Consider the following 14,714-nt stretch of genomic DNA (forward strand, 5'->3'; position numbering starts at 1 on the left):
ACTCGACCTGCCGGACGAGGGAGAACGCGATGAAGAAGCTGATCAACGCCGTCGGCACGGTGGTGCCCGAGATGCTCGAGGGGCTGGTGCGCGCCAACCCCGGCATCGCCGTGCTCGACGGGCAGACCATCGTTGCCCGCCGCGACCACCGTGACCTCGCCGAGCGTGGCACCGTCGCGATCATCTCGGGCGGAGGCGCGGGGCACGAGCCCGCACACGCGGGCTACGTCGGCGACGGGATGCTGACCGCCGCCGTCGTCGGCGACATGTTCACGTCGCCGTCCACGGATGCCGTGCTCACCGCGATCGAGGCCGTCGGCGGACCGGCCGGTGTGCTGCTGGTCGTCAAGAACTACACCGGCGACCGGCTGAACTTCGGGCTCGCCGCCGAGATCGCCCGCGCGCGCGGGCACGCCGTCGAGATGGTCGTCGTGAGCGACGACGTCGCCCTCGCGAGCGACGGGCAGCACGCCGGACGTCGCGGCATCGCCGGCACCGTCCTCGTCCACAAGGTGGTCGGCGCCGCAGCGGCGTCCGGCGCATCGCTGGCCGAGGTCGCCGAGGCCGGGCGGCGCGCGGCAGCGTCCGTCGGCACGATGGGCGTGGCGCTCGGCGCGTGCACGGTTCCGGCCGTCGGCAAGCCCGGCTTCCACCTCGACGACGACGAGATCGAGTGGGGTCTCGGCATCCACGGCGAGTCGGGCATCGAGCGCTCGACCATCGTGCCGGCGCACGACGTCGCCGAGCGGCTCGTCGCGACCGTGAGCGACGATCTCGGCCTCACCTCGGGCGACCGCGTGGCCCTGCTCGTCAACAACCTCGGTGCGACCCCGCCGAGCGAGCTCGACATCGTCGCGGCCGAGGCCGTGGGCGCGGCCGAGCGACGGGGGCTCGTGGTGGAGCGGCTCTGGTGCGGCACCTTCCTGACCGCGCTCGACATGCCCGGGTGCTCGATCTCGCTGATGTCGGTCGACGACGATCGCCTCACCGCGCTCGACGCCGCGACCAGCACGAGCGCCTGGCCTGCCGACGGCCGAGGACGTCCCGGAGACGGCGCGCACCTGCCCGCGCCGGCCGTCGAGGATGCCGGGTCGGACGGCCCGTTCGCCGCGGCCGACTCCCCCGTGGCGAGCGCCGTCCGTGCGGCGTGCGAGGCGCTGCGTGCCGCCGAGCCGGAGCTCACCGAGATGGACACCGCCGTCGGCGACGGCGACCTCGGCACCAGCCTCGACCGCGGCTCGCAGGCCGTGCTCGCCGAGCTCGACCGCCTTCCCGCCGAACCGGCCGAGGCGCTGCGCCACGTCGCCGCGATCCTGCGCCGGGTCATCGGTGGCACGTCCGGCCCGCTCTACTCGATCCTGTTCCTGCGGGCGGCCGCTGCGTGGGACGACGCCGACGGCGAGCAGCCCTGGGCCGAGGCGCTGGCCGCCGGCATCGCCGGCATCAGCGAGGTCGGCGGCGCGTCCGAGGGCGACCGCACCATGCTGGACGCCCTGATCCCGTTCTCCCGCGCGTGGACGAACGGCGGCTCGGTCGCCGAGGCGCTCGAGGCAGCCCGCGAGGGTACGGCCGGCACCGCCTCGGTCACCGCGCGCGTGGGCCGCTCGAGCTACGTGGGCGACCGCGCGCTCGGCACCCCCGACCCGGGCGCGCGCGCCGTGGTCATCTGGCTCGAGGCCGTGGCCGAGGCTGTCGGAGCCTGAGACCTTCGGGTCGCCAGGACGACCCGAAGGTCTACAGAAGTCGAGCTACGTCCACGCCATGCGCGATCGGGCGGCCCAGTACTGCTCGGCTGGCTCCGCCATCGGCTCCAGGCCGGCGACGACGTCGGCACCCACCTCGAGCGCGGCCAGGTTCTGCTCCAGCTGCGCCACCGAGGCCGCACCCGACAGCACGACGTCGGCCCACGGCTGGGCGAGGGCCGCGGAGAGCGCCAGGGCGTCCCGGCCGACCCCGGCCGCATCGGCCGCGGTGCCCAGGGGAGTGTCGTCGACCACGAGCCGGCCGTTGGCCATCCCCTCCTTGACCACCACGAACCAGCCGGCAGCGTGCGCCTCGGCCAGGGCAGGACCGACGGACGGCTCGAGCGGGTTCCAGGTCGACTGCACCGACGTGAACACGTCGAGATCGAGCGCGGCACGCACGACCTGCGCCTGCTGCGGCCCGCTCGTGCTGATGCCGACGCGCACGCCCTCGCCGGCCAGCGACCGCAGGCGGTCGAGCAGCTCGGCGTCGTGCAGGGCCGGGCTGTCGGGCGTGACGCTGTGCGCCAGGTAGTGGTCGGGCAGTCCACCCAGGTCGCGCAGGGTCTGCGGCCACTGCTCGGCCAACCGGGCGGTCGAGTGCTCCTTGACCTCGTGCACCTCGGCCCCCCGCTGGAAGTCCGCCACGTAGGCGTAACCCCACTTCGACCCGATCACCAGCTCGTCGCGGCGACCGGGATGCTGCGCCAGCCAGCTGCCGAGGAACCGCTCGGCCGCACCGTACGAGCGGGCGGCGTCGAGGTGCCGCACTCCCCCGTGCCAGGCGGCGTCGAGCACCGCATGGCAGTGACGCTCGAGCTCGGCCGGGTCGAAGCGTCCCGCCACGGCGTCCGCGTGCCCTGTCGTCAGGTACTCCGGACGTCCGAGGGCCGCGAGGCCGAGACCGAGCCGTGCCATGGGTCCGTCCTTTCGGAGGTGCGTGCCGACGTGCGGCTCGACGAGGAACCTACCCCCGACGCTACCCGCGTGCGAGCTCAGAACCCGATCGGCAACCCCGCGTAGTTCTCGGCCAGCCCCGTCCGCCCGGCCTCGCTCGACGCGACCCACCGCAGCTGCGAGAGCTGGAGCTGGGCGTCGAACGGATCCTCGCTGGTGTGCAGCATCGTGGTCATCCACCACGAGAAGTGGGTGCACCGCCACACGCGGCGCAGCGCGGTGTCCGAGTACGCCTCCGCTAGCATCCGGTCGTCGCGGCGCACCAGGTCCGCCAGGGCCGGGGCCAGCAGGGCGACGTCGGCGATCGCCAGGTTGAGACCCTTCGCCCCGGTGGGCGGGACGATGTGGGCCGAGTCGCCGGCCAGGAACAACGAGCCGTGCCGCATCGGCGTCTGCACGTAGCTGCGCATCGGCAGCACGCTCTTCTCGGTGATCGGGCCGGGCTCGAGCCGCCAGCCGTCCTGGCCGTGCCCGAGCCGGGTCGCGAGCGCGTCCCAGATGCGGTCGTCGCTCCACTCCTCCACGGGGGTGCCGTTGGGCACCTGCAGGTACAACCGGCTGACGCTGGCCGACCGCATCGAGTGCATCGCGAAGCCGTCGGGGTGCCAGGCGTAGATCAGCTCGTCGGTCGAGGGCGCGACGTCGGCGAGGATGCCCAGCCAGGAGTACGGGTAGACGCGCTCCCAGATGCTGCGCACGGCGTCCGGCACGGCACCACGGCTCGGACCGAACGATCCGTCGCAGCCCGCGACGGCGCGCGCCTCGATCCGCACCGGCCGTCCCTCGTGCGTGAAGGTGACGGCCGGCCGGTCCGACTCCACCTCGTGGAGAGCCACGTCGGCGCACTCGTAGTACACCTCCTGCCCGGCTGCCGAACGTGCCGAGACGAGGTCCTTCTGCACCTCGGTCTGCCCGTAGACCCACACGCTGCGGCCCGTCAGGTCGACGAAGTCGAGGTGGTGCCGCTCGTCCGGCCACTGCAGGTAGATGCCGCGGTGCTCGTCGCCCTCGCGGTCGAGCCGCTCGCCGAGGCCGGCGCCGCGCAGCAGCTCGACGCTCGAGTGCTCGAGGATCCCGGCCCGCACGCGCGCACCCACGTACTCCTGGGAGCGCGCCTCGACGACGATCGACTCGACGCCGTCCGCGGCGAGGAGGTGGGACAGCAGCATGCCGGCGGGGCCGCCTCCGACGATGACGACATCGGTGCGGAGCGTGTGGCTGGGTGAGGTCATGGGCTCATTGGACCGGCGAGGCACCCGCGAGGGAAATAAAGTCTTCCACTGGACGAAAGCCGGTGCTGAGATGCGTGACCCCCATCACCTACCGTCGGAGGACCGCACTTCACCGAGGAGACCCCCATGACGCTCATCGACGCCCACCAGTTCGACAACGCCGTCTATCGCGATGGCGCCTGGGTCCCCGGACGAGGCGCGTCGATCGACGTCACGGAGCCCGCCACGGGCCAGGTCCTCGGACGCATCGGCGGCGCCTCGCCCGAGGACGTCCACGACGCGGCCCAGACCGCCGCCGTGGCCCAGCGCGCCTGGGCCGCGCTGCCACACCCCGAGCGCGCTGCCGTCCTGCACCGCGCCGCCGACCTGTGGGAGCAGCACGCCGCCGAGATCATGGACTGGAACACCCGCGAGGTCGGGGCGATCGGCCCCATGGCCGGATTCGCGGTGCACGTCGCATCGGCCGAGTGCCGCGAGGCCGGGGCCCTGCCGTCCGCGCCGCGCGGCGAGCTGCTGGCCAGCGAGAAGCCGCGCCTGGCGTTCGCGTCACGCGTACCGGTCGGCGTCGTCGGGGTCATCTCGCCGTTCAACGTGCCGATCATCCTGGGCATCCGCGCGGTCGCGCCGGCCCTGGCGCTGGGCAACGCCGTGATCCTCAAGCCCGATCCGCGCACCGCCGTCACGGGCGGTGTCGCCATGGTGCGCATCTTCGAGGAGGCCGGACTGCCGGCCGGCCTGTTGCAGATGCTGCCCGGCGGGGCGGACGTCGGCGAGGCGATGGTGACCGACCCCGAGATCCAGGTCATCGCGTTCACGGGCTCCACCCGGGCCGGCCGCAGCGTCGGCGAGCTCGCCGGCCGCCACCTCAAGCGGGCCCACCTCGAGCTGGGCGGCAACTCGGCCTTCCTCGTGCTCGACGACGCGGACGTCGACCAGGCCGTCAACCTCGCGACCTGGGGCGCCTTCCTGCACCAGGGTCAGATCTGCATGTCGATCGGACGCCACCTCGTCCACGAGAGCCTCTACGCCGAGTACGTCGAGAAGCTCGCGGCGAAGGCCGACTCGATGGTCGTCGGCGACCCGGCCGCCGGTCAGGTGCACCTCGGACCGGTCATCGACGCGGGGCAGCGCGGCCGCATCCTCGACCTGATCCAGCGCAGCGTCGAGATGGGCGCCGACCTGCGCGCGGGCGGCACCGCCGAGGGGTTGTTCGTGCGACCGACGGTCCTCGCGTCGCCGCCGCTCGACGCCCCCGCCTACTGCGAGGAGGTCTTCGGCCCGGTGGCCTCGGTCGTGCCGTTCGCCGACGACGACGAGGCGGTCAAGCTGGCCGGGGCCGGCGACTACGGCCTGTCGCTGGGCATCGTCACCCGGCAGCCCATGCGGGGCCTGGCGCTCGCCGACCGCATCCCGTCCGGCATCGTCCACATCAACGACCAGACGGTCGACGACGAGGCCAACAGCCCCTTCGGAGGCGTCGGCTCGTCCGGCACGGGTTCTCGTCACGGCGGGGCCGCGGCCAACATCGACGCGTTCACCGAGACCCGGTGGATCACGATGCAGGCCGAGCCGGGCGCCTACCCGCTGTAGGGCGTCAGCCGAGGGAGCGGCCGATGCCCTGGGCCGCGACCTGCAGCGCCGCCACGAGCCCGGCGCGGTCGCGCTTGAGGCTGCGCACCACCACGCCGATCGCGGCGACGACCTCGTCGTCGCGCATCACCGGCACGGCGACCGAGCACGCGCCCAACGTCATCTCCTCGCTGGTGGTGGCGACCCCGTCACGCCGCACGCCCTCGAGCTGCTGCTGCAGCAGCCCGGGCTGCGTGACGGTGTAGCGGGTGACGCGCTGCAGCGACTGCAGCACCTGGCGCTGCACCTCGTCCGGGGCGTGGGCGAGCAGCACCTTTCCGACGCCGGTGCAGTGCATCGGCAGGGTCGAGCCGATCTGGCTGACCACCGGCACCGAGGCGCGTCCGCGCATGCGCTCGAGGTAGAGCACCTCGCTGCCGTCGCGCACCGCCAGGTGGACCGTCGCCCGGGTCGCGGCGTGGATGTCGTGCAAGAAAGGCTCGGCCACGCGGCGCAGGCCGATCTCGACGGGCGCGAGCAGGCCGACGTCCCACAGCCGGCGGCCGACGACGTACTCCCCCGACGGACGACGGGCCAGCGCACCTCCCGCGACGAGCTCGGCAACCAGCCGGTGGGCCGTCGGGACGGGGACGCCCGCGCGCCGGGCCAGATCGGTGAGGGTCAGCGCGCGGTGGTGCTCGTCGAACGCACCGAGCAGGGCCAGGACGCGCGACGTCACGGTGACGCCGGGCGCGGAGGTGTTGCCGGCCATGAGATCCTTCCGCTGGGCGAAAGTCCAGTGTTCCACACGCGAGCTGAGGGCACGTACGTTCCACGACCATGGGAACGACCAACCAGCACGCCGACTCCGCGGCCGCGAGCCAGGCGGAGCTCAGCGCGGAGATCGCCGCGATCGAGTCCGCCTACCGAGCCTCCGACCACGAGGAGACGCAACCACGGCTCGACTACCCGCCGTACCGCAGCAGCCTGCTGCGCCACCCGACCAAGGCCCTGCAGCTCGCCGACCCCGAGACGATCGAGCGGTGGGCGCCCTGCTTCGGCGAGCGCGACGTCAGCTCGCTCGAGGCGGACCTGACGATCCAGCACGTCGGCGAGCCGATCGGCGAGCGCACTGTCGTGACCGGACGCGTCGTCGACGGCGACGGCCGTCCCGTCCGGCGGCAGCTCGTCGAGATCTGGCAGGCCAATGCGGGCGGCCGCTACATGCACCAGCGCGACCAGCACCCCGCTCCGCTCGATCCGGCCTTCACCGGCGTCGGGCGTTGCCTGACCGACGACGAGGGCACCTACCGCTTCACGACCATCAAGCCCGGCCCCTACCCGTGGAAGAACCACCACAACGCCTGGCGCCCCGCGCACATCCACTTCTCGCTGTTCGGCACCGACTTCACGCAGCGCATGATCACCCAGATGTACTTCCCGGGGGATCCGCTCTTCGCGCTCGACCCGATCTACCAGTCGATCACCGACGCGCGAGCCCGCGAGCGCCTCGTGGCCACCTACGACCACGACGTCACGACGCACGAGTGGGCCACCGGGTACCGCTGGGACATCGTGCTCACCGGCAGCCACCGCACGCCCCACGAGGACGACCTGGGAGACGACCACTGATGCCCCACCTGACCGCGACGCCGGGCCAGACCATCGGCCCCTTCTACGGCTACGCGCTGCCGTTCGAGGCCGATGCCGACCTCGTCCCCCCAGGTCGTCCCGATGCGGTGCGCCTGCACGGCGTCGTCACCGACGGCGCCGGCTCCCCCGTCCCCGACGCGCTGCTCGAGGTGTGGCAGGCCGACGCCGACGGCTCGGTGCCCCAGAGGCCGGGCTCGCTGCGGCGCGACGGCTGGACGTTCACGGGGTGGGGCCGGTGCGCGACCGACGACGCCGGCGGCTACTCGTTCACGACGGTCCGGCCGGGGGCCACCGAACCGGGAGCGGCGCCGTTCTTCCTGATCACGGTGTTCGCCCGCGGGCTGACCAACCGCCTCTTCACGCGCGCCTACCTGCCCCACGACCAGGCGGCGCTCGAGGGCGACCGGCTGCTGGCCGGTGTGCCCGCCGAGCGTCGCAGCACCTTGATCGCGGCTGCCGAGCCCACGGGATACCGGTTCGACGTCCGTCTACAAGGAGCCGACGAGACCGTGTTCCTGACCTATCCAGGACACTGATCGCATGGCTGACCTGTTCTGGCCCGGCGACGAGCGCGCCGACGGCCTGCTCGACGACGGCGCACTGCTCACGGCGATGGTCGCGGTCGAGCAGGCGTGGCTGGACGCCCTCGTGTCGGCGCAGGTCGCCCCGGCGTCGGCGGCCGCCGACCTGACGGGCGCGGTCGGGGCCGCCGATGCGTCCGCGCTGTCGGCCGGCGCCGAAGCCGGCGGCAATCCCGCGATCGGTCTCGTGGCCCTGCTGCGAGACCGCACGACCGGCGAGACCTCACGGTGGCTGCACCGCGGCCTGACCAGCCAGGACGTCGTCGACACCGCTCTCGTGCTGTGCCTGCGCGAGGCCGTCGACCGCGTGCTGACCGATCTCGACCGGCAGCTCGTCCTGCTCGCCGACCTCGCGCACCACCACCGCGACACCGTCATGGTCGGCCGCACGCTCACCCAGCACGCCGTCCCCATCACGTTCGGCACCAAGGCGGCCTCGTGGATCGACGGCCTGGTGGACGCCCGCACCGCCGTCGTGGGCGCCCGCGACGGCCTCGCGGTGCAGGTCGGCGGAGCCGCCGGGACGCTCGCGGCCTCCGTCGAGCTGACCGGGTCGATCGACACCGCACTCGACCTCGTCGACCGCACCGCCGCGGCGCTCGATCTGCCGCCGGCGCCGGCGTGGCACACCTCGCGCACCCGTATGACTCGCACCGGCGACGCCCTCACCACGCTGGCGGACGCGTGGGGCCATCTCGCCGCCGATGTCGCGACGCTCTCGAGGCCTGAGATCGGCGAGGTGCGCGAGGGCGTTGGCGGCGGGTCGTCCACCATGCCGCACAAGAGCAATCCCGTGCTGTCGGTGCTGCTGCGGCGTCATGCCTTCGCCGCGCCTGGGCTGTCCTCGACCCTTCACGTCGCGGCCGGCGCCGCGGTCGACGAGCGTCCGGACGGCGCCTGGCACGCCGAGTGGGCCACGCTGCGCGACCTCGGACGTCGCAGCGTCGTCGCGGCGGGACAGGCATCGGAGCTGCTCGCAGGCCTGCAGGTCGACCCCGGCGCCATGTCGCGCACGCTCGCCGCGGCGCAGGGCACCGACGCCGAGCAGCAGAGCATGGCCGCGCTCACCGGTCGGGCCCCGGCGCCGGACTACCTCGGCGCCGCCCACCACGTCGTCGACGCCGCCGTGACCCGGGCCCGGCAGGCCGTGCGCCCCGCACCGGAGGAGGGAGCATGAGCATCCCGACGATCACCGGCGTCGCCCTCGGCGGACGGGCAGACGCGCCGCTGCTGCTGCTCGGCCCGTCCCTCGGCACCTCGGCCACGACCCTGTGGGCAGCAGCCGCCGACGCGCTGGCAGCCGACTTCCGGGTCGTCGGCTGGGAGCTCCCCGGTCACGGTCACGGGGCGCCCACCTCCGTCCCCTTCACGATGGCCGACCTGGCCCGGGGCGTGCTCGCGCTGGCCGACGAGCTCGCCGGCGACAGTGCGTTCCACCTCGCCGGCGACTCGGTCGGAGGTGCCGTCACGCTGCAGCTCGCGCTCGACGCGCCCTCACGCGTGCTCACCGCGGCGGTGCTGTGCTCCGGCGCCCGCATCGGATCCCCCGACACCTGGCACGAGCGCGCGGCCACGGTGCGCGCTTCTGGCACCGGTGCCGTCGTGGCCGGCTCGGCCCAGCGGTGGTTCGCACCCGGCTTCCTCGACCGCGAGCCCGCTCGCGGCTCGGCCCTGCTCCACGCCCTGCAGGGCGCCGACGCGGAGTCGTACGCGCTGGTGTGCGAGGCGCTGGCCGCCTTCGACGTGACCGAGCGGTTGCCCGAGATCTCCGCGCCCGTGCTGGCCGTCGCCGGCGAGCGCGACGTGCCCACGCCGCCGTCGAGCCTTCGCACCGTCGCCGACGGCGTGCGGCACGGCCGACTCGTCGTGCTCGACGACGTCGCCCACCTCGCCCCTGCCGAGGCCCCCCACGAGGTGGCCCGGCTCCTGATCGACCACGCCGGAGGCGGACGCACCCATGACTGAGCAGCCCACGAACGAGCCCGCGACGGAGCAGCCGCGCACGACCCGAGAGGTCCACGACGCCGGCATGGTCGTCCGCCGCGAGGTGCTCGGCGACGCGCACGTCGACCGCGCGGTGGCCGCCACCACGCCGTTCACGGCCGACTTCCAAGAGCTCATCACGCAGTACGCGTGGGGCAGCATCTGGACGCGTCCCGGCCTCGACCGTCGCAGCCGGTCGCTCATCACCCTCACGGCGCTCGTCGCCCGAGGGCATCACGACGAGCTGGCGATGCACGTCCGCGCGGCCCGGCGCAACGGGCTCACCCCCGACGAGATCGGCGAGCTGCTGCTCCAGACGGCGATCTACTGCGGCGTTCCCGATGCGAACAGCGCCTTCCGCATCGCCCAAGAGGTGCTCGCCGAGACCGGCGACGCATGACTCACCTCACTACGGTGATCCCATGACCGAACGAGCCGCGCCGGGCGACCAGTTCGTGCAGTCGCTCGCACGTGGCCTCGAGGTCATCGTCTCGTTCGACGACGAGCACCCCGAGATGACGCTGGCCCAGGTCGCGACGCGCACGGGCTACAGCCGGGCCACGGCCCGGCGCTTCCTGCACACGCTGGTCGAGCTCGGCTACATGCGCACCGACGGCAAGACCTTCAGCCTCACCCCGCAGGTGCTGCGGCTCGGCACCGCGTACCTGTCGGGCCTGGGCCTGCCCCAGATCGCCCAGCCACACCTCGAACGACTGTCCGCCCGGCTCGGCGAGTCGACCTCGGCCGCCGTGCTCGACGGCACGGACATCGTCTACATCGCCCGCGTCGCGACCCGGCGCATCATGAGCGTCGGCATCGCGGTGGGCACCCGCTTCCCGGCGTACGCCACGTCGATGGGCCGCGTGCTGCTGGCGGCGCTCGACGGCGACGACCTCGAGGCCTATCTCTCCGCGGCCGACCTGCGGCCGCTCACCCCCCGCACGATCCACGACCCCGCGGCGCTGCGACGCGAGATCGACCACGTGCGCGCCCAGGGGTGGGCCCTGGTCGACCAGGAGCTCGAGCGCGGTCTCACGTCGTTGGCCGCCCCCGTGGTCGACGGCACCGGGCGCACCGTCGCGGCGCTCAACGTCTCGACGGCGACCGTCGACGGCACCCCGCAGATCGCCGCGGCCACGACCCCGCTGCTGGAGAGCGCCGCCGCGATCGGCGCCGACCTGGCCGCGCAGGACGTCACCGGCTGAGGGTCGCCTCCACACGCGCCCCCACGCTGGTCGAGGTCAGAGCGTGAGCGTCAGACGCCCCGTCCCGGCGTCGCCGTCCTCGGGTGCGGCGATCCGCGAGACGCAGATGCACAGCGTCTCGTCGGTGGCCTTCTCGTCGTCGCTGAGGAAGACGTCGCGGTGGTCGACGCGGCCTCGCACCGACGAGATCGTGACCTCGCAGAGACCGCACTCACCCTTGCGGCAGTCGTACATCATGTCGGCGCCGGCGGCCGCCAGCGCCTCGAGCAGGCTGGCGTCGGACGCCACCACCGTGCTGAGCCCGAGCTCGGGGATCTCGACCTCGAACGCCTCGGGCTCGAACCACCCGCTGCTGCCGAACGTCTCGAACCGCAGGTCGGCGATCGGCCTGCCGTGCGAGAGCCAGGAGCGTCGCACGGCATCCATGAGCCGGATCGGGCCGCACATGTAGACCTCGGCGCGGCCGTCGTCCGGCAGGTCCGCCACGAGCGACTCGACGTCGAGCCCCGTGCCCTCGTCGTCGACCCGCAGCTCGAGCCGGTCTCCGTGCAGCGCGGCGAGCTCGTCCACGTACGCCATCTGAGCGCGCGAGCGCCCCACGTACACGAAGCGGTAGTCCTGCCCCAGGCGGTGGAGCACCCGGCCCATCTCGATGACGGCGGTGATGCCGACGCCTGCGGCCAGCACCACGTAGCGGTGCGCGCCGTGCCGCAGCTCGAAGTTCTGCAGCGGCTGCGTGCACTCGATCTCGTCGCCCTCGACGAGTCCGTGCATGAAGACCGACCCGCCACGCGAGGCCTGCGCACGCATGACCGACACCGTCAGGCGCGAGCCGTCGGCGCTGGACTCCACGATCGAGTACGAGCGGACGTCCTCGCCCTTGGGCGTGCGCACGCGGACGTCGACATGGGTGCCGGGGGCGGCCCTGCGGCCAGCCGGTCGCTCGAACGTCACGCGCCGGATGCGGTCGGTGACCGGACGGGACTCCACGACCCGTGCCGTGGTCCAGGCAGGACGGGGGTCGGAGCTCATCGCTCGGCCGCTCCGATGCCGGTCAGGTCACGGGCGCTGAGCGGATCCTCGCCCCGCTCCTCGGCCGCCAGCATCCGGTCGAGGATGCGGCGCACCCACATGCCGCCCGCGTCGATGTTGAGGCTGTAGAACTCGTGGTCCGGGTTGGCGTCGATCGCCGCCTGCTGCGCCTGGAGCATGACCTCGTCCTCGCCGAACACCCCGTGGACGCCGTTGCGCAGCTGGGTCGTGATGGTCTGGCTCTCGAGCCTGTAGTTGCGCATGAAGGCCCAGAAGTAGTGCGACGACCGGTCGGTCTCGGGCGTGATGGTGTTCATGACGTAGCCGTTGACGCCCTGGCTGCGGTCGCCCTGGTCGGCGCCCGTGCCGGCCTTGGCGACGCCGACGTCGATGCAGATCGTCGACGGGGCGTAGTAGTGGATGATCTGCCACCGGTCGACCAGGCCGTCGAAATCGGGGAACTTGTCGCGCATGTTCCTGCGCCAGAACGGCGGCGGCTCGACCTCGTGCATCCACCGGGTCACGGTGACGCTGCCGTCGTCCTCGAGCTTGGTGTGGAAGCCCGACTCGCTCAGCTCGGCCTGGCCGAGGCTCGCGCCGTGCACGAACTCCTCGTGCGTCAGGTCCATCAGGTTGTCGAGGATCAGCTGGTAGTTGCAGGCGGCGTGGATCGTCTCACCGTCACCCGCCCACTCCGGCGACGACATCTGGCTCATGTCGGGGATGAGGTCCGGATCGGCCAGGGTCATGTCGCCCGGCCACACCCACAGGTAGCGGTAGCGCTCGACCACGGGGTACGACGGCACCATCGCGCTGGGGTTGACCGTCTGCTGCGCCGGCATCGAGGTGCACCGACCCGTGGAGTTGTAGCGCAGCCCGTGGTACGGGCACTGGATCTCGTCGGAGCCGACGAGCGTGCCCATCGAGAGGGGCGCCAGGCGGTGCCAGCAGGCGTCGGCGAGGGCCACGGGACGGTTGTCGGTCGTGCGGTAGAGCACCATCGACTTCCCGGCGATCGTCCGCGACATCGGCTCCTTCGCCGTCACCTCGTGGTCCCACGCCACGGCGTACCAGGCGTTGAGCGGGTGGGGGAAGATCTTGGCGGTGACGGTCTCGTGGGTCTCGAGCGACATGGGGCCTCCTTCAATCGGCTCCTCAGTCTCCTTCCGCGCGTGTGACACGGACCACGCGTTTTTCATTGACTGGAAGGATCGTCACTCAGTGGACGGCGGACCCGCGCCGAGCGCACGGGAGATGCCCTGCGCGGCGGTCAGCACGTACGGTGCCAGCTCGCGCGGCTTGGCCGATCGGGCCTGCACCACGATCGAGACCGCGGCGACGACGTCGCCGGCCCGGTCGCGGACCGGGGCCGCGACCGAGGTGGCGTCGTCGGTGACGGCCTGCTCGGAGACCGCGTAGCCGCGGCGGCGCACGTCGGCGAGCACCCGCCGCAGGCGATCGGGCTCGACCACCGTGCCGGCGGTGTAGCGCGGCAGGGGTCCGGCCAGCACCTGCTCCTGGATCTCGGCCGGCGCGTGGGCCAGCAGCACCAGGCCGACCCCCGTGGCGTGCAGGTGGAAGCGTCCGCCCACCCGTGTCAGCACGGGCACCGCCTGGCGCCCGGCGATGCGCTCGACGAACACCAGCTCGAGGTCGTCGCGGACCGCCAGCTGCACGTTCTGCCGGGTGACGACGTACAGGTCCTCCATGAACGGCAGGGCCGACTCGCGCAGGCCCGGGGCCCGCGGGGCCAACGAGCCGACCTCCCACAGGCGCAGGCCGATCCGGTAGCGACCCGACCCGACGCGCTCCAGGGCGCCCCACTCGACCAGCTCCGCCGCCCGACGGTGCGCCGTGGGGACGCTGATGCCGGCGCGGCGCGCGAGCTCGCTGAGCGTCAGCTCGGCGTGATCGGCGTCGAAGGCGCCGAGCATCGCCAACACCTTGCTGGTCACGCTCGAGCTCGACACCACGCCACCGTACTGGGCGAGGTGCCCTGGTCGTCGTCCCGCGCGGTCAGCTCACCGGTAGCCGCCGTCGCCCAGACCGGCATCCTCCTCGGTGTCGTTCCTGCGCCTGACGCGCTCCCACGCGTACGAGACGACGAAGCGGATGGGACCCGCGTCGCCCCACTGCTGCGAGTGGCGCTCCTCGTGGTGCAGCAACCGGCCGAGGGCGAGCCGGCCCGCGTACGTCGTGCTGTCCTTGCGCTGGTGGCGAGACCTTCCGGACACGACCACCTCGCGCAGCTCCGCCACGGGGTCGTCGAGGCCGCGGATGTTGAGCAGGAAGAGGTCGCCGTACGTCGTGCCGCCCCTCTGGGCGAAGAGCCCCAGCAACCGGTTGCCGCCCAGGCCCATCAGCGTCCCGTGAGGCGTCGTGACCATGCGTCCGCCGGCGCGGTGCACGAGTGGCACGAGGCGTGCGTACGTCCAGTCGTTGACCGCCTGGCGCTCGAGGATGCGCTGCACCTCGGCGGCCGAGTACGGGGTCTCCTCGACGTCGTTGACCGGGCTGGTCGCGCCGTAGCCGGTGCCGGCGTCGAGCACGTACGTCATCAGGACGGCACGCCGGGCGTCGACGGGTCCGATGTCGGCCGGCAGCACGAAGAACGACGCGCCGAGAGGGTCGGTGATCTCGTCGAGCCCGTCCAGCACCGCGAAGTCGGCCGGTCCGATGTCGTGGCGTCGGACGATGTCGTCGATCGTCGCGCGGGCGACGCCGCGCCGCGCCGCGTTCTCGAGCCACCGCCCGTGCAAC

At 73.0% G+C, this 14,714-nt stretch carries 15 protein-coding genes; 8 read left to right on the forward strand and 7 right to left on the reverse strand.

Going from position 1 to position 14,714, the window contains the following annotated elements:
* The first annotated feature begins 29 nt into the window (after positions 1-29).
* The gene (locus DX116_RS04025) at positions 30-1,703 is read left to right on the forward strand and encodes a dihydroxyacetone kinase family protein (protein ID WP_119702889.1); all 1,674 of its coding nucleotides are present in this window, start codon (positions 30-32) and stop codon (positions 1,701-1,703) included.
* Between the two features lie 45 nt (positions 1,704-1,748).
* Here DX116_RS04025 and DX116_RS04030 read toward each other — a convergent pair whose 3' ends face one another.
* Positions 1,749-2,660 carry an aldo/keto reductase gene (locus DX116_RS04030; RefSeq protein WP_119702890.1) on the reverse strand — a complete coding sequence of 304 codons (912 nt, stop codon included), beginning with the start codon at positions 2,658-2,660 and terminating at the stop codon, positions 1,749-1,751.
* Positions 2,661-2,737: 77 nt separating this feature from the next.
* On the reverse strand, positions 2,738-3,931 hold the full coding sequence (locus tag DX116_RS04035; protein WP_119702891.1) for a 4-hydroxybenzoate 3-monooxygenase: 1,194 nt from the start codon (positions 3,929-3,931) through the stop codon (positions 2,738-2,740).
* Between the two features lie 126 nt (positions 3,932-4,057).
* Between DX116_RS04035 and DX116_RS04040 the strand changes: the two genes are divergently transcribed.
* Complete coding sequence (locus DX116_RS04040) at positions 4,058-5,521, forward strand: aldehyde dehydrogenase family protein (RefSeq protein WP_119702892.1); 1,464 nt, start codon at positions 4,058-4,060, stop codon at positions 5,519-5,521.
* A gap of 4 nt (positions 5,522-5,525) precedes the next feature.
* On the opposite strand, the gene DX116_RS04045 is transcribed toward DX116_RS04040, so the two are convergent.
* Positions 5,526-6,272, reverse strand: coding sequence for an IclR family transcriptional regulator (locus DX116_RS04045; RefSeq protein ID WP_119702893.1), 747 nt, complete (start codon positions 6,270-6,272; stop codon positions 5,526-5,528).
* 68 nt (positions 6,273-6,340) lie between these two features.
* Between DX116_RS04045 and pcaH the strand changes: the two genes are divergently transcribed.
* From pcaH to DX116_RS04075, 6 genes are read left to right on the forward strand one after another with little or no spacing between them, the layout of a single operon-like run.
* Positions 6,341-7,132, forward strand: a complete 792-nt coding sequence (gene pcaH / locus DX116_RS04050; protein ID WP_119702894.1) for a protocatechuate 3,4-dioxygenase subunit beta — start codon at positions 6,341-6,343, stop codon at positions 7,130-7,132.
* Positions 7,132-7,689 (forward strand): protocatechuate 3,4-dioxygenase subunit alpha, encoded by a 558-nt coding sequence (gene pcaG / locus DX116_RS04055; RefSeq protein WP_119702895.1) that lies wholly within the window; start codon positions 7,132-7,134, stop codon positions 7,687-7,689. Before pcaH ends, pcaG begins: the two co-directional genes overlap by 1 nt.
* 4 nt (positions 7,690-7,693) lie before the next feature.
* Positions 7,694-8,911, forward strand: coding sequence for a lyase family protein (locus DX116_RS04060; RefSeq protein ID WP_119702896.1), 1,218 nt, complete (start codon positions 7,694-7,696; stop codon positions 8,909-8,911).
* A complete protein-coding gene (locus tag DX116_RS04065) occupies positions 8,908-9,699 on the forward strand; it encodes an alpha/beta fold hydrolase (protein ID WP_119702897.1) in 792 nt (263 codons plus the stop codon). Before DX116_RS04060 ends, DX116_RS04065 begins: the two co-directional genes overlap by 4 nt.
* The gene (gene pcaC / locus DX116_RS04070) at positions 9,692-10,117 is read left to right on the forward strand and encodes a 4-carboxymuconolactone decarboxylase (protein WP_119702898.1); all 426 of its coding nucleotides are present in this window, start codon (positions 9,692-9,694) and stop codon (positions 10,115-10,117) included. Before DX116_RS04065 ends, pcaC begins: the two co-directional genes overlap by 8 nt.
* 22 nt (positions 10,118-10,139) lie before the next feature.
* A complete protein-coding gene (locus DX116_RS04075; protein ID WP_119702899.1) occupies positions 10,140-10,922 on the forward strand; it encodes an IclR family transcriptional regulator domain-containing protein in 783 nt (260 codons plus the stop codon).
* A 36-nt stretch (positions 10,923-10,958) separates the two neighbouring features.
* Here DX116_RS04075 and DX116_RS04080 read toward each other — a convergent pair whose 3' ends face one another.
* From DX116_RS04080 to DX116_RS04095, 4 genes are all read right to left on the reverse strand, one after another.
* The gene (locus DX116_RS04080; protein WP_119702900.1) at positions 10,959-11,954 is read right to left on the reverse strand and encodes a PDR/VanB family oxidoreductase; all 996 of its coding nucleotides are present in this window, start codon (positions 11,952-11,954) and stop codon (positions 10,959-10,961) included.
* A complete protein-coding gene (locus DX116_RS04085) occupies positions 11,951-13,087 on the reverse strand; it encodes an aromatic ring-hydroxylating dioxygenase subunit alpha (RefSeq protein ID WP_119702901.1) in 1,137 nt (378 codons plus the stop codon). Before DX116_RS04085 ends, DX116_RS04080 begins: the two co-directional genes overlap by 4 nt.
* 81 nt (positions 13,088-13,168) lie before the next feature.
* A complete protein-coding gene (locus DX116_RS04090) occupies positions 13,169-13,924 on the reverse strand; it encodes an IclR family transcriptional regulator (protein ID WP_233556558.1) in 756 nt (251 codons plus the stop codon).
* A gap of 51 nt (positions 13,925-13,975) precedes the next feature.
* Positions 13,976-14,713 (reverse strand): hypothetical protein, encoded by a 738-nt coding sequence (locus tag DX116_RS04095; RefSeq protein ID WP_119702902.1) that lies wholly within the window; start codon positions 14,711-14,713, stop codon positions 13,976-13,978.
* Position 14,714 lies beyond the last annotated feature (1 nt).

Source organism: Aeromicrobium endophyticum, from assembly GCF_003586285.1.
GTDB lineage: Bacteria > Actinomycetota > Actinomycetes > Propionibacteriales > Nocardioidaceae > Aeromicrobium > Aeromicrobium endophyticum.